The following is a 22,850-nucleotide window of genomic DNA, read 5'->3' on the forward strand; positions in this document are numbered from 1 at the left end:
AGCGCGACGCATCGCAACGAACAGAAAGACAAAGACGCAAGCGAACCACAAACGCGACCAACGCCAACGGCAGACCCTGCAGACGGCGGCTCGCGCGGCATGAAGGCCGAACACGCCGCGTGAACAAGCCGTCCGCTAGCAACGGAGACAGACGATGAAGCGGTTTCGTGTAACCAGTGCGACCAGTATCGTTCTACTGATGCTATGCATCATGTACTTCATCACTTACCTTGACCGCGTGAACGTCAGCACGGCGGCAGCGGGCTTCGGCAAGGAGTTTCATCTTTCGCATACGGAAATCGGCCTCGTGTTCTCGGCCTTTGCGTATCCGTATCTGGTGTTTCAGATTATCGGCGGCTGGGTGAGCGACCGCTTCGGCGCGAAGCGGACGCTGATAGCGTGCGGCGCGATCTGGGCCTTCGCCACGCTGTTGACGGGCTTCGCGGGCGGCCTCGCTTCGCTGCTCTTCGCACGCGTGCTGCTCGGCTTCGGCGAAGGCGCGACGTTTCCCGCCGCGACGGCAGCGATGTCGCGCTGGGTCGCGAAAGAAAAGCGCGGCTTCGCGCAGGGCATCACGCACGCGGCGGCGCGCATCGGCAATGCTGTTGCACCTGGCGTGATCGTGCTCGTCATGACGACATGGGGCTGGCGTGAATCGTTCTATATCTGCGGTGCGTTCAGTCTGCTGTGGGTCGTCGTGTGGGCGATGACGTTCACCGAACATCCGAAAGAGCATCGCCGCATCACGCAGGCCGAACTCGACATGTTGCCCGCGCCTAAAGCAAAAGCTGCAAAATTGCCGTGGAAAGCGCTGTTCAAACGCATGGCGCCCGTGACCATCGTGTACTTCTGCTATGGCTGGACGTTGTGGCTGTTCCTCAGCTGGATTCCGCAATACTTCCTGCATAGCTATCACCTCGATCTGAAGAAGTCGGCGGTATTCGCTTCGGCGGTGTTTTTCGCGGGCGTGATCGGCGATACGCTGGGCGGCATCGTTACGGACAAGGTCTTCGAACGCACAGGCAACCTCAAGCGCGCGCGCAGCTGGATGGTGTCGATCTGCATGCTGCTGACGCTCGCGTCGCTGGTGCCGCTGATGCTCACGCACAACCTGTATGTATCGATGGTGTGTCTGTCGGCCGGCTTCTTCTTCGCCGAGATGACGATCGGCCCGATGTGGGCCATTCCGATGGACATCGCGCCGGAATACTCAGGCACCGCGAGCGGCATGATGAACACGGGCTCGGCGCTCGCGGCGATCATTTCCCCTGTGCTGTCGGGCTATCTGATCGACACGTTCGGCAGTTGGGAATTGCCTTTCGCGGGCAGCATGCTGCTGATGGCGATCGGCGTCGTGCTCGCATTCCGCATGCAACCCGAAAGCCGTTTCGCGGTCGGCGCAGAGCCGGCTGCACAACCCGCCACGCGCTTCAATGCGTGAACTTCGCCAACGTTTGACCGACTATGCTGATCCGACAACTTGCCGACGCGCGCGCCGATCACACGACGCTCGCGTCGCTTTCTCCCGAACTCATTCCCGCCGATATGAGCGCCGCGTATGCGATCCAGCACGCGTTGCTGGCGACGCGCGGCGCGCGCATCGGCGGCTGGAAAACAGGCGCGAAATCCGCCGATGGTGCGATTCAGGGCGCGCCCCTGCCTTTGACCGATTTGCATGCGGATGGCGCGCATCTGCCGCGCGCGCATTACAAGCCGCTCGGCCTCGAACTGGAAATCGCGTTTCGCTTCGGGCGCAGCTTCGAGCCTGCCGCGAACGCCTGGCATGAAGTCGAGGTGCTCGATGCAATCGAGTCGATGGCCGCGACCATCGAAATCGTTGCGAGCCGCTTTGCGCAGTGGCCCAACGTCGACAAGCTCGCGCAACTCGCGGATTTGCAGAATCACGGTGCGTTGATCGTCGGCGAGTTCACGCCGTATCGGCGCGATTTTCCGTTCGTCGCGCCGTCACTGAGCTTTGCTTTCGACGGGCAGGACGTGGTGAAGGCAACGCCTGCGAACCCGTGCGGCGATCCGCGGCGTCTGCTGACGTGGCTTGTCAATCACTGCACGCAACATCATCGGATTGCCGTGACGCCCGATATGATCCTCACGACAGGTTCGTATACGGGCATGTTCTTCCCGCAGGATGCGGGCACCGCGCACGGACAGATCGACGGGCTGGCACCCGTCAGCGTTACGCTCGAATAGTCCTGTTTTCAAGCCGTTTTGTGGATTGAAGCACATGTCGAACTCCACCTTGCTCGTCAAACCGATTCATCTCGTGCCCTCGGCGGCACGCATGAGTACGCCGCTCGCGAACCGGCTGCGCAAGGAATTGCGCGGCGATGTGCTGTTCGACGCGGCGAGCCGCGGGCGCTATTCGACGGATGCGTCGATCTATCAGATCATGCCGATCGGCGTGGCCGTACCGCGCGATCAGGACGATCTGCTGATCGCGCTCGACATTGCGCGCAGCGAGAACGTGCCGCTGCTCGCGCGCGGTGCGGGCTCGAGCCAGTGCGGGCAGACAGTCGGTGAAGCGCTCGTGATCGATACGAGCAAGTGGCTCAATCAGGTCATCGATTTCGACAAGGACAAGCGCACGGTGACGGTCGAGCCCGGCATCGTGCTCGATCATCTGAACGCGTGGCTGAAGCCGCATGGCTTGTGGTTCCCCGTGGATGTATCGACGGCAGCGCAATGCACGATCGGCGGGATGGCGGGCAATAACTCGTGCGGTTCGCGTTCGATCGAATACGGCAACATGGTTCACAACGTCGAGGCGATCGACGCGATTCTCGCGGACGGCACGCAGGCGCATTTTGCTTCCCTGCGCGACGCGCCGCAGGGCGTGCGCCTGCAGCAGATAGTCGAAGGCGTGAAGGCGATTGCGCTGCGCGAGCGCGATGAGATCGTCGCGCAGGTGCCGAAGGTATTGCGCCGCGTGGCGGGCTACAACATCGATCTGTTCGATTGTCAGAACCCGCGTGCCTACACCGACGATGGCTTCGCGAACCTTTCGCATCTGCTGGTCGGCTCCGAAGGCACGCTCGCGTTCAGCCGCCAGCTGACGCTGAAGCTCGCGCCGTTGCCCGCGCACAAGACACTCGGCGTGGTGAACTTTCCGACCTTCTGGCAGGCGATGGATCTGACGCAGCACATCGTCAAGCTCAAGCCCGTTGCTGTCGAACTGGTCGATCGCACGATGATCGATCTCGCGATGAGCAATCCGGCATTCCGGCCGGTGATCGAGAAGGCGCTGGCCGGCAGGCCCGAAGCGATTCTGCTCGTCGAATTTGCGGGCGAGAACAGCGGCGAGCAGCGTGCATCGCTCAAGCAACTGACGGAACTGATGGCCGATCTCGGCCTGCCCGATTCCGTCGTGCAGATGCCCGATGCCGCCGAACAGAAGGCGCTGTGGGAAGTGCGCAAGGCCGGCCTGAACATCATGATGAGCATGAAGGGCGACGGCAAGCCGGTGTCGTTCATCGAAGACTGCGCGGTGCCGCTCGAACATCTTGCGGAATACACAAGCCGCCTGACGGAAGTGTTTCATCGCAATGGCACGGAAGGCACGTGGTACGCGCACGCGAGCGTCGGCACGCTGCACGTGCGGCCCATTCTCGACATGCGCCGCGACGGCGCGACGAAGATGCGTGCGATTGCCGAAGAAGCGGCGGCGCTGGTGCGCGAGTACAAGGGCGCCTATTCGGGCGAGCACGGCGACGGCCTGTGTCGCGGCGAATGGGTCGCGTGGCAATATGGTCCGCGCATCAACGGCGCGTTCAGCGAGATCAAGGCGCTATTCGATCCGGACAACCGGATGAACCCGGACAAGATCGTGCGTCCGCCGAAGATGGACGACGCGCGCAACTTCCGTTTCGCGCCCGGTTACGAGGCGCGTGCGCTGAAGCCGGCGCTCGACTGGTCGATGTGGAATGTCGAACGCGATCCGATGACGGGCGTCGAGACCGCGCCGGGGACGGGCAGCGATCTGGCGGGCGGTCTCGCGAAGGCCGTCGAGATGTGCAATAACAACGGCCATTGCCGCAAGTTCGATGCAGGCACGATGTGCCCGAGTTATCGCGTGACGAAGGACGAGCAGCACGTGACGCGCGGACGTGCGAATACATTGCGGCTTGCTTTGTCGGGTCAGCTTGGCGATGAAGGACTCGCGAGCCAGGACGTGAAGGATACGCTCGACTTGTGTGTTTCGTGCAAGGGCTGCAAGCGCGATTGCCCGACGGGCATCGACATGGCGAAGTTCAAGATCGAGGCGCGTGCCGCATGGGTGCAAAAGCATGGCCTGCGCTTGCGAGAAAAGATGATTGCGTTCATGCCGCGCTATGCGTCTATTGCGACGAGCATGCCGGGTGTGTTCGCGTTCGCGGGCAATCTGCCGTGGATCAAGCGTGCGCTGGGCTTTGCGCCGCAGCGTTCGCTGCCGCGGTTCGTCAAGCCGTTTCTGGGCAGTGATTCTGTCAAGGCTGCTTCTTCGGGGGCAGCAGACACGCAAAAGGAAGTGCTGCTATTTGTCGATACGTTCAATAACTGCATCGAGCCGGAGAATGCGCGTGCCGCGCAACGGGTGCTCGAAGCGGCGGGTTACACCGTGCACTTCAACACGCGCGCAGGTGAACGTCCGCTTTGCTGTGGAAGAACATTCCTTGCAGCAGGCCTGGTGGATGAAGCGAGGCGCGAGGCGCGCCGGATGCTCGATGCGTTTCGTCCGTTTATCGAACGTGGTGTGCCTGTTGTCGGGCTGGAGCCTTCGTGTCTGTTGTCGTTGCGCGATGAGTTTTTGCAGTATGGCTTTGGGGAAGAGGCCGAGCGTTTGTCGAAGCTTGCAATGTTGTTCGAGGAGTTTCTCGTGCGCGAGCATAGGGATGGTCGGCTTAAGCTCGAGTTGAAGCCGCTTGATGGTGCTGACCAGGCGCTGGTGCATGGGCATTGTCATCAGAAAGCATTCGATGCGTTCTCGCCTGTCCAGACTGTTTTGAAGTGGATTCCTGGGTTGAAGGTGTCGACGGTTGAGTCTTCATGCTGCGGCATGGCGGGGAGCTTCGGGTACGAGGCTGAGCATTACGAGGCTTCAATGGCGATGGCCGAGTTGTCTTTGTTGCCTGCAGTGCGGAAGATCGAGGCGGGTACTGTGATGGTGGCCGACGGAACGAGTTGTCGTCATCAGATTCACGACGGGGCTGGGGTTCAGGCTGTGCATGTAGCTAAGGTGTTGGCTGGCGCTTTGAAATAAGGGTTTTGTTGTCTGCGACGCTAGTCGCCATTCTTTGCTTTTTTGTTTTTTTGCTTTTTGCTGCGCTGGCATCCGCGGTTTGGCTTTCGCTGGCATCCGCGGTTTCGTATCGGTGCTTCAGGCGTTGCCCCTGTGCGGGGCGGCACTTACTTTCTTTGCCGCCGCAAAGAAAGTAAGGGAATCTCTGCAAAAGTCCTGGCATTGACGTGAGCTTGGACTATCCTGGGATCAGGAGAATTCATGGAGTGGCGTGATGACACAACTTGGTCTTGGTCTGGATCTGTCGACGAAGCGCACCCGTAAGCGCGAGTTTCTCGATGAGATGACGCGCGTGGTGCCGTGGCAGAAGCTGATTGCGCTCATCGAACCGCACTATCCGAAAGGCAAGACTGGCCGCCCGCCGTTTCCGATCCAGACGATGCTTCGCATTCACTTCCTGCAACAATGGTTCAGTCTCTCGGACCCGGCGATGGAGGAGGCGCTGCACGACATCCCGCTGTACCGGGAGTTCGCGCTGCTGGGCACGGGTATGACGCGGCTGCCTGACGAGAGCACGATCCTGCGATTCCGGCACCTGCTTGAGGCCCATGAGCTGTCGGCCAGAATGCTGGCGACGGTCAACGAGATCCTGCAGGCGAAGGGCCTGATGCTCAAGGTGGGCTCGGCGGTCGACGCAACGCTGATTTCGGCACCCAGTTCGACGAAGAAGGCTGGCACGCGAGACCCCGAGATGAGCCAGACGCAAAAGGGCGGTAGCTGGTACTTCGGTATGAAGGCGCACATCGGAGTCGATGTGGAGTCGGGGCTGGTGCATACCGTGAAGTGCACGCCGGCGAATGTTCACGACGTCACGGTGGCGCATGAACTGTTGCACGGCGACGAGCAGGTTGCGTTTGCCGATGCGGGCTACGTGGGCATCGAGAAGCGGGGCGAAACGGGGGCGGTCCAGTGGCACGTGGCGATGAGGCCGAGCAAGCGAAGAAAGCTGGACAAAAGCAAGCGGCTGGACAGAATCTACGAGAAAGTCGAGCGGCTCAAGGCGGGCGTGCGGGCGAAGGTTGAGCACCCGTTTCGGGTGCTCAAATGTCAGTTCGGCTATCTGAAGGCGCGGTATCGGGGACTGGCGAAAAACACGGCGCAGATCGAAACGCAGTTCGCGCTGATCAATCTCTGGCTGGCTCGCGGGGTGCTCGGTAAAGCGAAATGAAGGGCGAAGACGCCCCCCAAAGGCGCAGCGTCCATGCGCAAGATGCGACCGGCATCGGTTCAACACAGCGTGAATGAGGACGCGAATTCCACTGCGCGCGTGCCAGTTAAAGATCCCAGGCAGAAAACGGGTTGTTCAGACCTTCCTAAGCAAAGAAAGCGGGCTAACACCGCCAGTACTAGTGGCTGCCTGCGGGCCCCCCACGGGTCCCGCACTCCACACGGCATCGCACTGTCTTACGTCCGTTGCCAGCGTGCTAACTCACGCCTCACCCGCTTCGCATGCCCGCGTCACGGACCGCGTTACCAGGAAGTCCACGGCCGCCCAGGTGGCAAACGGTGTGTAGGCTGTCGCGACGGAAATGCACCACTCCGGACTGAAAAGCGGGATCGGTGTCGTAGAAGCGCGAACGCGTAAGGTGCGAGGACCTACACACCGTTTGCCACCTGGGCCGCGCAGACGGATCGCTGCCGCTGGCTGTGCTATGAGAGATTGGAGAGGGTGAGGCGCTTGTTAGAGGCGCTGGCAACCATCGACAAATAGCGTGATGCCGCCTGAAGTGCGGGACCCGTGGGGGGCCCGCAGGCAAATACAAGGATTGGCGGGGTGAGCGGCTTTCTTTTGCCTACTTTTCTTTGCCGCTGCAAAGAAAAGTAGGTGCCGCCCCGCACAGGGGCAACGCTAGCAAACCGCTACGCAAACGCGGATGCCAGCGCAGCAAAAACCAAAAATCAAAAAGCAAAAAATGGCGACTAGCGTCGCAGACAGAAAAATCACTCCGCAGAGTAAGTCTTCTGCGCCTGCTCCCCAAGCCCCTCAATCCCGAGCTTCACGGTCTGCCCAGCCTTCAGATAAACCGGCTCAGGTTTAACACCCATCCCCACTCCCGGCGGCGTGCCGGTAGAAATCACATCGCCTGGCTGCAAACTCATACACTGCGACAGATACGAAACCAGCTTGGCAACGCCGAACACCATCGTCTTCGTGCTGCCATTCTGATACCGATGACCATCCACCTCGAGCCACATCTTCAGGTTCTGGACATCGGCCACTTCATCACGCGTGACGACCCACGGACCGATCGGGCCGAACGTATCGAAGCCCTTGCCCTTGTCCCACTGACCCGCGCGCTCGATCTGCCATTCGCGCTCGGACACATCGTTGATCACGCAATAGCCCGCGACGTAATCGAGCGCATCAGCTTCGTCGACGTACTTCGCTTCCTTGCCGATCACCACGCCCAGCTCGACTTCCCAATCGGTCTTCTTCGAGCCGCGCGGAATTTCAATGCCGTCGTTCGGACCGACGATCGCACTCGTCCACTTGTTGAAGACGACAGGCTCGGTCGGCACAGGCAGATTCGATTCGGCCGCGTGGTCCGCGTAGTTCAAACCGATGCACACGAACTTGCCGATCTTGCCCACGCACGGCCCAATACGCGGATTGCCTTCGACCACGGGCAGCGACGCCTGATCGACGGCACGAAGCTTCGCGAGCGCCGCGTCCGACAACGTGCTGCCGTCGATGTCGGCGACCACGTTCGACAGATCGCGAATCTTGCCTTGCGCATCCAGCAAGCCCGGCTTTTCCTGGCCCTTCGGTCCATAACGAAGCAGTTTCATCGCTGCAGTTTCCTCTGTTCAGTGATTCCGTGGTTCATGAATGTCGATGCCGCGCGTTCAGTTCGACCAGCCGCCGTCGATCACATGCGCCTGGCCCGTCGTGAACGCCGACTCGTCGGACGCCAGATACAACGCTAGCGCCGCGATTTCCTCCGGCTTGCCGACACGGCCCATCGGCTGACGCGCGACGAACGCGGCATGCACCGCGTCGACCGTCGAGCCTTGCGCTTTCGCCTGTTCCGCAATGCGCTGTTCGAGCGAAGGCGAGTGTACCGTGCCCGGACAGATCGCGTTGCAGCGCACGCCGCGCGTCACGAAGTCAGCGGCGACGGCCTTGGTCAGACCGATCACAGCCGCTTTCGATGCGCCATACACGAAGCGGTTCGGCACGCCCTTCACGCTCGACGCCGCCGACGACATATTGATGATCGACCCGCCGCCCTTCTCCAGCATCGCGGGCAAGAACACGCGGATCATCCGGTACATCGCCTTCGCGTTCAGATCGAACGCAAAGTCCCAGTCTTCCTCGCTCGCTTCGAGAATCGAACCCGCATGCACGTAGCCCGCGCAATTGAACAGCACATCGATGGGGCCAAGTTCCTGCGCGAGCCCCTTGATCGCCGCGCCGTCGAGCACATCGAGCTTGCGCGCCTCGACGGGCTTGTCCTTCAGTGCGTCGATGCGGATGTCGGTCGCGATGACGCGCGCGCCTTCACGCGCGAAAAGCTCGGCTGTCGCGAGGCCGATGCCCTGTCCCGCTGCCGTGATCAGGGCCGTCTTCCCGGCCAGTCTTTGTACCATTTAAGGCTCCCGTTGGATTGGCGTTTTGGTCATACCGGGTATTGCAACGGCTGCTCACCGGCGCGAACGTGGAAATCTCGATGTAGTCACAAACCGGTCACAGGCGATAGAACGCCGCCGCATTGCCGCCGAATACCGCATCGCGCTCGGCATCGGAGAGCGACGACAGCAGCAACGTCGCGATCGAATGCCACAGCAGATAGTCGCCGTTCAGATTCAGCACGGGCCAGTCGCTGCCCCACATCACGCGCTTCGGTCCGAATGCGGCGAGCAGATGATCGACATAAGGACGCAGCGTCGTTTCCGTCCAGCCCTGCGCCGCTTCCGTCGCGAGCCCGGAGATCTTGCAGTGCACATACGGATGCTTCGCGAGCCGCGTGATGCCCTCGGCCCACGCATGCCAGCCTGCGCTGCCGTCGCGGACAGGCGGCTTCGCGCCGTGGTCGATCACGATGCGCAACGGTGGAAAGCGCTCGATAAACGTTTCGAGCGCATCGACGTGGCGCGTGAAAATCAGCGCATCGAACGCGAGATCGTTGGCGATCAATGCATCGACGGCCGGCTTGAGTGCGGGATTTGCGATCCACTCGTCATCGGGCAGGTCTTGCAGCATCGGCCGAACGCCCTTGAATTTCGGCATGTGCGCGAGTTCTGCGATCAATGCGGGCGCATCGGGATCGAGCATCGGCACCCAGCCGACGACGCCCGCAATCGACGCTTCATTGCGTGCGAGTTCGAGCAGATAGCGTGTTTCGTCGATGGTCGGCGCGGCCTGCACGACAACCGTGCGCGCGACGCCCGCGCGTTCGCGCAGCGGCGTGAGATCGTCGGGACCGAACGTGCGGTAGAGCGGTGCGAGATCCGGCGTCAGCCAGCCGTAGTCGCCACGCTCGGGGTTCCAGTAGTGCTGGTGTGCATCGATTTGCATGATGTGATCGAACCGCTAGTCCTTCGGCACGGGCGCGCGCGTATCGAGCAGCCCTTTATCGCGCAGTGCGTGCCAGAGTTCGGCGGTAATCGGCTTGTCGAACGAAGCCACATTCTCGCGCAGTTCGGCCGCGTTGCGCGCGCCCGTCAGCACCGTGGCGACAGCGGGATGCGCATACGGAAACTGCAGCGCCGCGGCGGCAAGCGGCACGCCATGCACCTTGCACACGGCTTCGAGACGCGCGACGCGTTCGATCACGTCCTTCGGCGCCTCGCCGTAGTTGAACTTCAGATCGCCTTCGACGCCGCGCGCGAGAATCCCCGAATTGAACGCCCCGCCCAGCAGAATGCTGACCTTGCGTTTATCGCATTCGGGCAAGAGGTCGTCGAGCGTGGCCTGTTCGAGCAGCGTGTAGCGGCCCGCGAGCAGCGCGCAGTCGATATCGAAGTCGCGCATCGCATCGAGAATCGCGGCGCCTTCGTTGACGCCGAGGCCCACGGCCTTCACGACGCCTTGTGAACGCAGATCGTCGAGCGCGCGAAAGCCGCCGCCCTGCGTGAGTTGTTGCCAGTAATGCGCGTTGCGCTCGCCATGCGTCGCCACGCCGATGTCGTGCACGAGCAGGATGTCGATATCGACGATGCCCAGACGCTGCTGGCTGTCTTCGAACGAACGCAGGATACCGTCGCGCGTGTAGTCGTAGATCGCTTCGAAGGGCAGCGGGTTTTGCCAGCCTTCGCTGCCGTCATACGGATGCTTGCGCGGCACGTAATGACGGCCGACCTTGGTCGACAGCGTGAACTCATTGCGCGGATAACGCCGCAACGCATCGCCCAAACGATGCTCGGCCTTCGTGTGCCCATAGTGAGGCGCGGTATCGAAGTAACGCACGCCCGCATCCCACGCGGCCTGAACGGCGCCGAACGCTTCTTCGTCGGACAGATCGCGATACAGTCCGCCGAGCGGCGCGGTGCCGAGACCGAGGCCCGTGACTTCGACCGGGCGTCGTCCGATGCTGCGCCGCTTGCGCACGTTTGAAGCTGCCACGTCCGTCATCGTCTCGCTCCCCTGTTCTTTGCTGTACTCACTGCGCGGCCACGCTGACCACCCGATGCGGCAGCGCCGCATTCGAAGGCAGGCACGCGGGCCCGACCGGCTCGAACGTCTTGTACGTAAGAATAAACTCCTGATGCCCGAGCGACTCGGATTTCGACGCCGCGCCCTGCGCAACGGCGAGCGTCAGGTCGAACACTTCGCGGCCTACTTCGTCGAGCGTCGCGCGGGCCTCAAGGATACGCCCTGCATCGACATCCATGTCGCCCGACAGATTGCGGTACGTGTTCGGATTCGCGCACACCTTGATGACGGGCGAAATCGCCGAACCCACCACCGATCCGCGCCCCGTCGTGAACAGGATCACATGTGCGCCGCACGCGATCAGTTCGGCGATTTCCGCGTTGTCGCTGATATTCGGAAAGCCGAAGCGCGGCTCGCCATCGGGCACGACGTCGAGCAGATAGAGCCCGCCCGTCGGCGGCACGTCGCCGGGCTTCACGATGCCGACGATCGGCGACGCGCCGCTCTTCGCATACGCGCCGAGCGACTTTTCTTCCTGCGTCGTCAGCCCGCCGTCCGCGTTGCCGACGGCGAAACTGCCGTGACCGAGTATCGAGTAATAGCGCGCGGCCTTCGCGACGCACGCGACGATTTCATCGCCGAGATCGCCGCGCGCGGCGCGGCTTTTCATATGGAACTCGCAGCCGACCAGCTCGCCCGTTTCTTCGAAAATGCAGGTCGCGTCGTGTTCGATGAAATGATCGAACGCGCGGCCCACGGCGGGATTCGCCGTGATGCCGCTGGTGCCGTCCGAGCCTCCGCAGATCGTGCCGATCACGAGTTCGGAGAGCGCCATCGGCACCTTCTTCTGTTTCGCGATTTCGCTGCGCGCTTCGCGTACCCAGTCGACGCCGTATTGGATCGTGCTGCGCGTGCCGCCTTTTTCCTGAATCGTCAGCACATGCACGGGACGGCCGCTCGCACGCACGACGTCGACCAGATAGTGCTTGTTCATGCTCTCGCAACCCAGCGAGACAAACAGCACCGCGCCGACGTTCGGATGCGTCGTCAGCTGCTCCATCATCTTTTCGGCGTAGCTGTTCGGATAGCAGCCGGGAAAGCCGATCAGATGAACAGGCGGTTCGCGCTCCGCAGAAGCCTCGTCGAACGCATCGAGCGATGGACGAAACTGCGCGACGATCTCGCGCGCCACGTGATGCGCGCATTCGACGAGATACGCCACCGCCACCACGTTGCGGATGCCCTTGCGTCCATCGCCGCGCAGATAGCCTTCGAGCGCGGGCGAAGTCCCATTTACTTCGGTAAGGTCGGTCATGTTCGTTTGCCCCGCTCAGTGATGAACGAATGCGTGACCTGCGTCGTGCGTATAAGTCGGCAGGTAATCGCTCTCGAGGTTGTGCGTGTGCAGATGCTCGCCGCGCGCGACATCGACGGTTACGTGGCCGATCACCGCGCCGTAGCGCAGCACCTTTTCATCGGCATGCAACGCGCGGCGCGCGAGCTTGTGGCCAAGTTCGATCGTCTTCGCGAGTGTCACGTGCTCGCCTTCGATCTCGATCTGCGTGCCCGCTTCGATCCGCGCGGCGGCGATCAGGCAGTTGTCGTCGGGGCTCAGCAGGATGAGGCGGTGATCCGTCATGTCAGTTTTGTCCTTCGCCGCTGGCAAGTCGCGCAACCATCAGCGAGCCGAGAATGATGGCGCCGTAGATCGCCTGAATCCAGAATGACGGCACCTGTGCGAGCGTCAGCAGGTTCTGCACGACACCGAGCAGCAGCACGCCGGAGAGCGCGCCGAGCATCGTGCCCTTGCCGCCATCGAGCGAAATGCCGCCGATCACGGCCGCCGCGAACACCGTGAAGATCATGCCGTTGCCCTGATTCGCGTTGATCGCGCCGACGTAGCCCGTCACGACGAGTCCGCCGATCGACGCCAGCACGCTGCCGAGCACGAATACGCCCCACGTGATGCGCTCGACGCGGATGCCGGCTGCGCGCGCCGCTTCCGGATTGCCGCCGATCGCATACAGTGCGCGGCCCAGCCGGTGATAACGCAGCATGAATGCGGAGATGCCGAACGCGATCGCCGCGAGCCACACGGAGAGCGGCAGGCCGAGCACGATGGTGGTAGCGAGCGCGAAGAACGACGGCGGCATGTCGAACAGCGTGCCGCCCTTCGTCGCGCCGACCAGCATGCCGCGCAGCACGATCAGCATCGCGAGCGTGACGATGAACGCGTTCAGCCGCAGCCGCACGACGAGAAAGCCGTTGATGAAACCGATCAGCGCACCGACCACGACGATCGCCAGCAAGCCGGCAGCCGCCGGCCATTCGAAGCCGAAACCCGCGGACGCCGCGGGCATCACGAGCATCGCGCCGATGGCGGGTGCAATGCCGACCGTCGATTCGAGCGAAAGATCGAACTTTCCCGTCAGCACGATCAGCGATTCGGCGAGCACGACGAGCGCCAATGCCGCCGACGCGCCCAGCACGCTGATCAGATTCGCCTTCGTCAGAAAGCTCGGGCTGACGAACGCGCCGATCACGATCAGCAGCGCGAGCGCGGGGACCAGCGCGAGATCGCGCAGGCGCGCGAACTCGATGCGCGGACGCGCGGCGCTTGCGCCCATTCCCTGAGCCGAGGCAAACGCGGGCACACTATTCTTCATGGAGACTGACTCCTTCAACGGATGCGATCAGGTCGTTGTCGTCCCAACCTGCGGGAAATTCGGCCGCGATACGGCCACGGAACATCACCAGCACGCGGTCGCAGGTGCGCAGATCGTCGAGTTCGCCCGAGGCGACGATCACCGCCTTGCCTTCGTCGCGCACGCGATCGACGACCGACAACAGCGCTTCTTTCGACTTCACATCGACGCCCGCCGTCGGGTCGATCAGCACGAGCACGTCGGGATCGGTCGCCAAAGCGCGCGCCATCACCACCTTCTGCTGATTGCCGCCCGACAGACCCGACACCGCATGCTCCGGTCCTTGCGCGACAATGCCGAGCGCGTCGATCATCTTCTTGCCGAATGCGTTCTTCTTCGCGGGCGGCGCAATGCCGAACTTGCCGAGCACGCGCGCGATCGTCATCGATGCGTTTTCCGCGACCGATTGCGTCAGCACCAGTCCTTCGTGATGGCGATCTTTCGGCACGCAGCCGATGCCGCGTTTCAATGCAGCGGGCACGTCGCCGGGCGGCAACGATTCGCCGTCCACACGGATGCTTCCGCGCTGCGGCTTGCGCAATCCCGCGATCGCTTCCGCAACGCTCGTGCGTCCGCTGCTCGTCGCGCCCGTCAGACCGACGACTTCGCCGCGCTTCACTTCGAACGACACGTGGTCGTAATCCGCGCCCGCAAGTCCTTCGACCTGCAACGCGACGGCCGTATTGGGAGGCAACGGCGCGCGCGTCGCGGCATCGGTGACGTTCAGACCGCCGCGCTCGCCCGTCATCGCTTCGATCAGCTTGTCGCGCGGCAGCGCCGAAACAGGCGCGCTGACGATATGCCGCGCATCGCGCAACACGGTGACGGCCTGGCAAATCTCATACACCTCCTGCAGATGATGCGAGATGAACAGGAAGGTCACGCCTTCGCGCTGCAACTCTTCGATACGTTTGAAGAGCCGCTTGATTTCGTCGCCGTCGAGCTGCGCCGTCGGCTCGTCGAGAATGATGAAGCGCGCGCCATACGACAGCGCCCGCGCGATCTCGACGAGCTGACGGGCTTCGACGGAGAGATCGCCCGCGCGCGCGTCTTCGCGCACGTCGATCTTCCAGTGATCGAGCAGCGCGCGCGCATCGCGGCGCATTGCGCGCCAGTCGATCACGCCGTTGCGCGTTTGCTGCCGGTTGATGAACAGATTCTCGGCGACGGACAGCTCGCGGATGATGGTCGAATGCTGATAGACGCACGCGACGCGTTCGCGCCACGCATCGCGGTCGGCGATCGGCGGCGCTGCTTCGCCGCCGAAGCGCACGTCGCCCGTATCAGGCTTGCGCAAGCCGGTGAGGATCGACACAAGCGTCGATTTGCCCGCGCCGTTGCGCCCGACGAGCGCATGCGACTCGCCGGGCATCACGCGCATGCTCACGTCTCTCAGCGCCGCGTGGCTGCCGAAGCGCTTGCCGACGCCAAGCGCTTCGACGACCGCGCGCGTGGATGGGTTCGCGTCGACGGTCGTTTCAGCGCTCATTTGAGTGTATTGCCCCAGAGGTTCTTGTCGTCGACATTCGCCTTCGTCACGAGCGGCGCGGGCAGCTGATCTTCGAGCACGCCCGGCTGCAACTGGACGATGTTGCTGCCGTGATCGGTCGGACCCGGCTTGAACGTCTGTCCCGCGAGCGCCGCCTTCATGTAGTAGAGGCCGTACTTCGCGTAGAGATCGGCGGGCTGCGAAATGGTCGCGTCGATTTCGCCCTTGCGGATCGCGTCGAATTCCTGCGGGATGCCGTCGTTGCTGACGATCACGACGTGCTTCGCGTCGCCGGCGGGAAACAGCATCTGCTTGCGGCGCAGCGTCTGCAGCGTCGGCGACAGATAGACGCCGCCCGCCTGCATGTAGATCGCCTTCACGTCGGCATTCGCGGTGAGCAGACTGTCGAGCGAACTCGCCGCGACGTCGCCCTTCCAGCCTGCGGGAATTTCAAGCAGCGACAGCGCCGGATAGTTCTTCAGACACGCGCGGAATGCTTCCGAACGGTCGCGGCCGTTGACGGACGCCAGATCGCCCATGATCTGCACGACCTTGCCCGACTTCACGTGCTCGCCGATGTATTTGCACGCATTCGTGCCGTACGCGCGGTTGTCGGCGCGCACGACCATCGCGACCTTGCCTTGCGTCGGCGCGACATCGACGGCGACGACCTTCACGTCTTTCGCCGATGCCGAATCGAGCGCGCGGCTGATCGCGGCCGAATCGATCGGTCCGACCACGATGCCTTTCGCGCCGAGATTCACCATGTTGTTCATGTCGGTGATCTGCTGCGCGGGGTCGTTGTTCGAATTGACGGGCGCGAGGATGTCGATGCCCATTTCCTTCGCGTACTTCGGCAGGTAGTTGTTGTACGACTGCCAGAACGGCGACGTGAGGAGCGGCAGGCCGAGACCGACCCTGGACGAGTCGGCGGCCTGCGCGGCCGTGCTGAAACCGATGCCGGCCACGCACGCGGCGGCCACGGCGGCCGTCAATGCACCCTGAACGAAACGGCGAGCCGCGCGCGGCTCCTTGGCGAAACCCATGCTTGTCTCCAATGGCGACCTGCCTTGCACGCTGGCGTCGGGCGCGGTCTGCGTTGTGGGAAGAGGAACCGGCGAACCGGGTACATCGACCTTCGCTTTCTTTCTTATGGGTATTGGTGCATGCATTCACCAATGAACGTATTATTCATATGCGAACTTAAACAAGTCAACGTGATGGGCGTGGGTGTTTTCCCTGGAGCGTGGTGCCCTGTGTGACAGTCCTTTGACGGCCGATAATCGATGCGAAAGCCAATTACCAACCGACTGCTGACGATGGACGTGGAAGAGAAGGACGACGCCGACCGTTATCGCGCGCCTGCGCTCGACAAGGGACTCGACATACTTGAGTTGCTTGCCGAGCAGAAGAGCGGCCTGACGCGCGCCGAGATTACGAAGCTATTGGGGCGCAACGCGAGCGAGATGTACCGGATGCTGGAGCGGCTGGTGGCGCGTCAGTACGTGGTGCGTTCGGCGGGGGGCGATCGCTATTCGCTGAGCCTGAAGCTGTATGCGCTTGCGCATCGGCATCCGCCGATGAACCGGCTGATTGCCGAGGCGTTGCCGCTGATGCAGCGGTTCGCTGCTGATGCTGAGCAGTCGTGTCATCTAGCCGTCTATGACCGCGGCAATTTGCTGGTGATTGCGCAGGTGGACGGGCCTGGGACGTGGGGGATTTCGGTGCGGCTCGGCTCGCGGGTGGGTTTGATCGACACGAGTTCGGGGCGCACGATGCTGGCGTTTCAGACTTACGAGCAGCGCGAGCATATGCTTGCTGAGCATACGAAGGTGAAGGGCGAAGTGACCATCGATCACGATGCGCTTGAGGCCGCTTGCGCGGCGATTCGTGCGGCGGGCTTTTCGCAGAAGGATAGTCAGCAGATTTTTGGTGTTACCGACTTGACGTTTCCTTTGTTGACCGCTTCGGGTCAGGCTGTTGCGGCGATGACCTGTCCTTTTCTTAAGCGGATCGATGAGTATGTTGCGCCTTCGCTCGATGAGGTGACCGGGATGTTGCGGGAGGTAGTTGCTGCGTTGTCGATGGGGGATTGAGTTTGCTGGTTTTTCTTCGCTGGCAGCCGGGTTTTGATTGCATCCGTGGTTTGCTGCGCTGGCATCCGGGTTTTGCTGCGCTGGCATCCGCGGTTTGGCTTTCGCTGGCATCCGCGATTTGCTGCGCTGGCATCCGCGATTTGCTGCGCTGGCATCCGCGATTTCGTATCGGTGCCTCACGCGTTGCCCCTGTGCGGGGCGGCACCTACTTTTCTTTGCCGCGGCAAAGAAAAGTAGGCAAAAGAAAGCCGCTCACACCGCTAATTCTTGTGTTTGCCTGCGGGCCCCTACGGGTCCCGCACTCCAGACGGCAACACGTTATTTCACGCCCGTTGCCAGCGTGCTTACCAAGCGCATACCCCTCTCCAGTCTCCCGTAGCGCAGCCAGCGGCAGCGAACCGTCTGCGCCGCCCAGGTGGCAAACTGTGTGTAGGTTGTCGCACCTTACGCGTTCGCGCTCCTACGACACCGATCCCGTTTTTCCGTCCGGAGTGGTGCACTTCCATCGCGACAGCCTACACACAGTTTGCCACCTGGGCCGCCGTGGACTTCCTAGTAACGCATGCGTGACGCGGGATTGTGAAGTGGGGGATGCGAATCCAGGAGCGCTGGCAACGGGCATTGAATAGCTTGATGCCGTCTGGAGTGCGGGACCCGTGGGGGGCCCGCAGGCAACCACTAGCACTGGCGGGGTTAGCCCGCTTTCTTTGCTTACTTTCTTTGCGGCGGCAAAGAAAGTAAGTGCCGCCCCGCACAGGGGCGACGCATGAAGCACGGATACGAATTCGCGGATGCCAGCGAAAGCCAAACCGCGGATGCCAGCGCAGCAAAAATCAAAAAGCAAAAAAGCAAAGAACAGCGACTAGCGTCGCAAACAAATCCGATCAGCTAAAATAACGGCCCCTCGCAAAAAAGCACTTTGCGCCCACGCGCAATCGACATGGCAAAACTCCTCTCCGACCTCGAATTCCAGCGTTTCTCCGAACTCCAGCAAAAGCAGGCAAGCTTCACCATCTCCAGCGAAGAAGCCGACGAACTCCGCGAAATCGTCTCCCGCGCGCAGCAAAAGCGCGATGACCGCGCCGCCGCGATGAAGCAGATCGAAACCTTCATCGCGCAGTTCGACATCACGCCCGACGAGCTCTTTTCCGCCGATCAGATCGGCGACGCCGCCCGCAACTTCGGCCTGATCCCGGCCGCAAAGAAAGAGCGCGTGCTCCCGCCGACCGTGACCTTCAACGGCAAGCCGTATCAATGGACCCGCGCGCTGCCCGACGAAGTGCGCGTGCCGCTCTTCGAAGCCTTCACGGCAGGCCAATCAGTGAAATCGTTCATCGCGACGCCCAAGGACACCATGCGCTGCGCCGCGACCATCGCGCGTCTCGAACGCGAAACGGGCGCAACGTATGCCCCCGAGTGGCTCGACGAACTCGCCGTCTCGCGTGAACAAGTGGATGCCGCCTCGGCAAAACTCGCAGCCTGAGCGCCTTCAGCCGTACATCCAGCCGCGAACTAGCGCGTATTGGCAGAACATGCAGGCGACGCACCAAACCCCGGTGCGCCGCCTTTTTGTTTGCCGTCGTCCGGCTGGTCGAGCGCCATCCTGAAGCCGACGACGCCCGGATCCTCGGTGCGCGCCGTCGTGAAACCGACGGCCGTCGCGAGGCCGATCATCGCCGAGTTTTCGCGCAGCGCCTCGCCAACGATCCAGTGCGTGCCGCGCGCCCGCGCGTACGCGATGATCCGTTCCATCAACAGACGCCCTAGCCCTTTGCCCTTCTGATCCGAACGCACGGCCATCGCAAACTCGGCCGTTTCGTTGTCGGGGTCCGCGACTGCGCGCACCACGCCGAGCGTGCGTATCGAACCGTCGTCGTTCTGCGTCGTCGCGATCAGCGCCATTTCGCGGTCGTAGTCGATCTGCGTCATCCGCGCGAGCTGCGAATGATCGAAGCTGCCGACCGCGCCGAAAAAGCGCAGGCGCAGATCGTCGGGCGTCATCGATTCGACGAACTCGCGATGCGCCGCCTCGTCTTCGGGACGAATCGGCCGCACCGTGATGCGCTGGCCGCGCCAGTCGAGCGTTTCTTCGTAGCGCCGCGGATACGGCATGATCGCGAAGCGCGTGCGGCTCGCCGACAGCCGCAGACGCGGCGCGACGATCGCCGCGCCGTTCTTCATCACGCGCAACGCGAGCTTCAGCGACACGATCTCGCGTATCTCCGACACCGCCTGCGAAATCGCCGTGAACGCGCCCAGCACGGGCTCGGGCGCGACCTCGCGAAAGTACGCCGAGTTCGACAGGATGTCGCGTGACAGTACGGGATTCAGCGGCGGCAGACCGAACACGCACATCGGCCGCGCTTCGTCGTGCTCGGGCGGCGCGGTGAAGCGGAACACAGGGCCGAAGTTGTCGTCGTCGCGCAGTTCGATGGCAATATCGACGACGGCCTGCTCGCGCGCATCGTCCGGGATCGTGCGAAGGCCGAAGTACGCGAGCAGCCGCGCCGCGTCGTCGCCTTCGAGTTCCGTCACGCCCGACGACAGCGCCGCGCACGCCTGCGCCTGCGCGGCATCGATCGATGCGGGCACGCGCGCGGGCTGGCCTTCCGGCGTCTGCATCAGCAGCTCGTGCACAAGGCGATATTCGACCAGACGCTCGAACGCGCGAGCGAGCCGCTGCGGCGTGGTGTGCACGGGGATGCCGTGCTCATGCAGCGCATCGCGCGTCTCGCGCTTCACGCCGCCGAAAAAGCATGCGAGCAACCCGCGATACGCGTAGCGCTGATTCGCGATCAGCGCCTGCGCGACTTCCTCGACAGGCGCGCTGTGCGTCGACGCATGCACGACAAAAGCCGTGCCCGTCGAACGCTGGTCGGCCAGCACCTTGAGCGCCGTGCCGAAATGTTCGGCGCGCGCGTCGCTGCCGAGCAACAGCGGATTGCCCGGTATGGCGCGCGGCAACGCCTGCGCGAGCGCATCGACGGCGCCTGACGGGCACGGCGCGAGCGTATCGCCGGCCGCCTTGAAAGCGTCGGTGGCAAGCGTCGCGACGCCGCGGTCGCTCGTGATCAGCGTCGCCGTCGCACCCGCCGCAACGCGGCCCACGCCAAGCGTTTCGATTTCGTCGAGCAGATCGTCGAGGGCATCGACGCGCACCATGCCCGCCCGGCGGAAGGCGGCCGTGTAGAGCGCGTCGTCGGGATCGCTGCGGCCCGAGCGCAGCGCCAGCACCGGCTTGTTGCGCGCCGCCGCCCGCGCCGCCGACATGAACTTGCGCGCCGCCTTCACGGAATCCACTTCGAGCAGGATCGCGCGCGTGCCCGGATCGCTCGCCAGATAGTCGAGCACGTCGCCGGCATCGACGTCGGCTTCTTCGCCGAGCGCGACCGCGTGCGAGAAACCGAGGCCGCGCGCATGCGCCCAGCCGAGCACGGCGTTCGTCAGCGCGTTCGACTGCGATACCCACGCGACGCCACCCGCGCGCACCGTCACGGACGGCGCGCCGAGATGCGCCTTGAGCGCGGGCGTCACGATGCCGAGGCTGCCCGGCCCGACAATGCGCAGCAGATGCGGCCGCGCGGCCGCGAGCGTGTGGCGCACATCGGCGCGACCTTCTTCGCCACGCACTTCGCCGACGATGATCGCCGCGCGCGTGCCGCGCCCGCCGAGCGTATGGACGATGCCGGGCCACGTCGACGGCGGCGTGCAGACGATCGCGACGGTCGGCGCGTCGGGCAGATCGCCCGCATTGCCGACGCACGCGTGGCCGTCGAGCATGTCGTACGTCGGATTGACGGCCCACATGGGGCCGTCGAAGCCGCCTTCGATCAGCCGCTTCCAGACCATCGCGCCCGTGCTGCCCGGGCGGTTCGAGGCGCCGATCACGGCGACGGATTTCGGGCGAAACAACGCGTCGAGATTGCGTACGGTCACGGGCGCTCCGCGAATGAGGTGAGTGCGCGCCCTTGGCACTGTATGCACGCGGGACACGCGGTTTCATCAGTCATCAGGATAGGCGATGAGCGGGGTCGCCGCGATGTCAGCCCGAACGCTGCGCCGCCTGCCGCTTTCCATCTGATGTTAGCGCATGGTTCCCACCGTCTGGGCACGCCGGGCCTGGCGCAGCATGTAGAATCGCCCCACGGCTCGCGGCGCCGCTTCCCGCCGCGGTTCGACGGGCGGCGCGGTAATGTTTCGCATGTCGATGCACGGGAGCGCACTCGCCGGCCACCGGCCGAAGGCGAGTCAGAAAAGAAGATGTGACTGAAGGAAGATTTATGCGGCGTTTGCCCTCGCTGATCGCGTTGCGTTTTTTCGAAGAGACGGCGCGGCATATGAGTTTCAACCGTGCGGCCGTCGCGCTGTGCGTCACGCAGGGCGCCGTAAGCCGACAGATCAAGATTCTCGAGGAGTCGCTTGGGGCGAAGCTTTTCGAGCGCGATCACAAGGGCATCCGGCTGACGAAGGCTGGCCAGCAGTTGCTGCCGTGCGTATCCGAAGCATTCGATACGCTTGAGCGCGGCACGCGCCAGGTCACGACGGCGAAGGGCCGCCGGCGCCTGGTGTTATCGGTGCCGCCGACTTTCGCCACGCAGTGGTTTTCGCCGCGGCTCGGCTCGCTTGCGGTCGAGTTGCCGGACGTCGAGTTGTCCGTGCGCACGGAACCCACCGACGACTGCCACTGCAACATCCGCTTCGGCCGCGACGCGTTGCCCGATGCGCATTCCGAGTTGCTGATGATCGAGCGGCATACGCTGGTTGGTTCGCCGCGGTTTGGCGGCGAGGCGCTGGTTAAGTTGCTGGAGACGCTGCCTGCACTGCATGTGCTGCATAACGATGCGCGGTTGAATCTTTGGCCGGATTGGCTCGATAAGGCTGGCTTACCTGCGCGGTATGGCGAGAACGGGATCGAGTTTTCGACGCTGGAACAGGCGATTCATGCGGCGCGCAAGGGCGCCGGATTGGCGATCGTCGATCGGAATATGATCGTTGAGGAACTGGCTGAAGGCAGCCTTGCGCCTATGTCTGATGTCGAGGTTAATGGCCCCTATGGGTATTGGCTTGATATCGCCGCGCGGCATGCCGGGCTCGAGCATGTGCAGGCTTTTGCTGGGTGGATGCGGGAGCAGGTTTTGGGGATGGGTTGACGGTGTTTTTTGTCTGCGACGCAGTCGCCGTTCCTGGTTTTTCGCTTTTCGCTTTTCGCTTTTGCTGCGCTGGCATCCGCGAATTCGTATCCGTGCTTCAGGCGTCGCCCCTGTGCGGGGCGGCACTTACTTTCTTTGCCGCCGCAAAGAAAGTAAGCAAAGAAAGCGGGCTAACACCGCTAATGCTAGTCATTGCCTGCGGGCCCCCCACGGGTCCCGCACTCCACGCGGCATCAAGCCATTCAATGCCCGTTGCCAGCGCTCCTGGATTCGCATCCCCCACTTCACAATCCCGCGTCACGCATGCGTTACCAGGAAGTCCACGGCCGCCCAGGTGGCAAACTGTGTGTAGGCCGTCGCGATGGAAGTGCACCACTCCGGACTGAAAAACGGGATCGGTGTCGTAGGAGCGCGAACGCGTCAGGTGCGACAAGCTACACACAGTTTGCCACCTGGGCGGCGCAGACGGTTCGCTGCCGCTGGCTGCGCTACGGGAGACTGGAGAGGGGTATGCGCTTGGT

Annotated in this window: 17 protein-coding genes; 7 read left to right on the plus strand and 10 right to left on the minus strand. The window is 63.0% G+C overall.

What is annotated here, in order from left to right:
• Positions 1-154 precede the first annotated feature (154 nt).
• From FRZ40_RS23380 to FRZ40_RS23395, 4 genes are all read left to right on the plus strand, one after another.
• A complete protein-coding gene (locus FRZ40_RS23380) occupies positions 155-1,441 on the plus strand; it encodes an MFS transporter (RefSeq protein ID WP_147235739.1) in 1,287 nt (428 codons plus the stop codon).
• A 23-nt stretch (positions 1,442-1,464) separates the two neighbouring features.
• Positions 1,465-2,208 carry a 2-keto-4-pentenoate hydratase gene (locus FRZ40_RS23385; RefSeq protein WP_147235740.1) on the plus strand — a complete coding sequence of 248 codons (744 nt, stop codon included), beginning with the start codon at positions 1,465-1,467 and terminating at the stop codon, positions 2,206-2,208.
• A gap of 34 nt (positions 2,209-2,242) precedes the next feature.
• Entirely contained in the window at positions 2,243-5,254 is a 3,012-nt protein-coding gene (locus FRZ40_RS23390; RefSeq protein ID WP_147235741.1) for an FAD-binding and (Fe-S)-binding domain-containing protein, read from the plus strand.
• 253 nt (positions 5,255-5,507) lie between these two features.
• On the plus strand, positions 5,508-6,461 hold the full coding sequence (locus FRZ40_RS23395) for an IS5 family transposase (RefSeq protein ID WP_147233913.1): 954 nt from the start codon (positions 5,508-5,510) through the stop codon (positions 6,459-6,461).
• Between the two features lie 773 nt (positions 6,462-7,234).
• Here FRZ40_RS23395 and FRZ40_RS23400 read toward each other — a convergent pair.
• The 9 genes from FRZ40_RS23400 to FRZ40_RS23440 all read right to left on the minus strand — a co-directional run bounded on the left by FRZ40_RS23400 (position 7,235) and on the right by FRZ40_RS23440 (position 16,129).
• Positions 7,235-8,083 (minus strand): ureidoglycolate lyase, encoded by an 849-nt coding sequence (locus FRZ40_RS23400; RefSeq protein ID WP_147235742.1) that lies wholly within the window; start codon positions 8,081-8,083, stop codon positions 7,235-7,237.
• A 57-nt stretch (positions 8,084-8,140) separates the two neighbouring features.
• Positions 8,141-8,884 carry an SDR family oxidoreductase gene (locus FRZ40_RS23405; protein WP_147235743.1) on the minus strand — a complete coding sequence of 248 codons (744 nt, stop codon included), beginning with the start codon at positions 8,882-8,884 and terminating at the stop codon, positions 8,141-8,143.
• A 97-nt stretch (positions 8,885-8,981) separates the two neighbouring features.
• Positions 8,982-9,812, minus strand: coding sequence for an amidohydrolase family protein (locus tag FRZ40_RS23410; protein WP_147235744.1), 831 nt, complete (start codon positions 9,810-9,812; stop codon positions 8,982-8,984).
• 15 nt (positions 9,813-9,827) lie between these two features.
• Entirely contained in the window at positions 9,828-10,868 is a 1,041-nt protein-coding gene (locus tag FRZ40_RS23415) for an aldo/keto reductase (protein ID WP_147235745.1), read from the minus strand.
• Positions 10,869-10,896: 28 nt separating this feature from the next.
• On the minus strand, positions 10,897-12,204 hold the full coding sequence (locus FRZ40_RS23420) for a UxaA family hydrolase (RefSeq protein WP_147235746.1): 1,308 nt from the start codon (positions 12,202-12,204) through the stop codon (positions 10,897-10,899).
• A gap of 15 nt (positions 12,205-12,219) precedes the next feature.
• Positions 12,220-12,528 (minus strand): UxaA family hydrolase, encoded by a 309-nt coding sequence (locus FRZ40_RS23425; RefSeq protein ID WP_035544269.1) that lies wholly within the window; start codon positions 12,526-12,528, stop codon positions 12,220-12,222.
• A 1-nt stretch (position 12,529) separates the two neighbouring features.
• On the minus strand, positions 12,530-13,555 hold the full coding sequence (locus tag FRZ40_RS23430) for an ABC transporter permease (RefSeq protein ID WP_147235747.1): 1,026 nt from the start codon (positions 13,553-13,555) through the stop codon (positions 12,530-12,532).
• Entirely contained in the window at positions 13,545-15,083 is a 1,539-nt protein-coding gene (locus tag FRZ40_RS23435; RefSeq protein WP_147235748.1) for a sugar ABC transporter ATP-binding protein, read from the minus strand. Before FRZ40_RS23435 ends, FRZ40_RS23430 begins: the two co-directional genes overlap by 11 nt.
• Positions 15,080-16,129, minus strand: a complete 1,050-nt coding sequence (locus FRZ40_RS23440) for a sugar ABC transporter substrate-binding protein (RefSeq protein ID WP_147235749.1) — start codon at positions 16,127-16,129, stop codon at positions 15,080-15,082. Before FRZ40_RS23440 ends, FRZ40_RS23435 begins: the two co-directional genes overlap by 4 nt.
• Before the next feature lie 273 nt (positions 16,130-16,402).
• Between FRZ40_RS23440 and FRZ40_RS23445 the strand changes: the two genes are divergently transcribed.
• Both FRZ40_RS23445 and FRZ40_RS23450 read left to right on the plus strand, forming a co-directional pair.
• Positions 16,403-17,179 (plus strand): IclR family transcriptional regulator, encoded by a 777-nt coding sequence (locus tag FRZ40_RS23445; RefSeq protein WP_147236767.1) that lies wholly within the window; start codon positions 16,403-16,405, stop codon positions 17,177-17,179.
• A 940-nt stretch (positions 17,180-18,119) separates the two neighbouring features.
• Positions 18,120-18,662, plus strand: coding sequence for a hypothetical protein (locus tag FRZ40_RS23450; RefSeq protein ID WP_147235750.1), 543 nt, complete (start codon positions 18,120-18,122; stop codon positions 18,660-18,662).
• A 29-nt stretch (positions 18,663-18,691) separates the two neighbouring features.
• Here FRZ40_RS23450 and FRZ40_RS23455 read toward each other — a convergent pair whose 3' ends face one another.
• Positions 18,692-21,115, minus strand: a complete 2,424-nt coding sequence (locus tag FRZ40_RS23455) for a bifunctional acetate--CoA ligase family protein/GNAT family N-acetyltransferase (RefSeq protein ID WP_147235751.1) — start codon at positions 21,113-21,115, stop codon at positions 18,692-18,694.
• 344 nt (positions 21,116-21,459) lie between these two features.
• On the opposite strand from FRZ40_RS23455, the gene FRZ40_RS23460 reads away from it, so the two are divergent.
• Positions 21,460-22,329 carry a LysR family transcriptional regulator gene (locus FRZ40_RS23460; RefSeq protein ID WP_147235752.1) on the plus strand — a complete coding sequence of 290 codons (870 nt, stop codon included), beginning with the start codon at positions 21,460-21,462 and terminating at the stop codon, positions 22,327-22,329.
• Positions 22,330-22,850 lie beyond the last annotated feature (521 nt).

The sequence above is a fragment of the Paraburkholderia azotifigens genome, assembly GCF_007995085.1.
Classification (GTDB): Bacteria; Pseudomonadota; Gammaproteobacteria; order Burkholderiales; family Burkholderiaceae; genus Paraburkholderia; species Paraburkholderia azotifigens.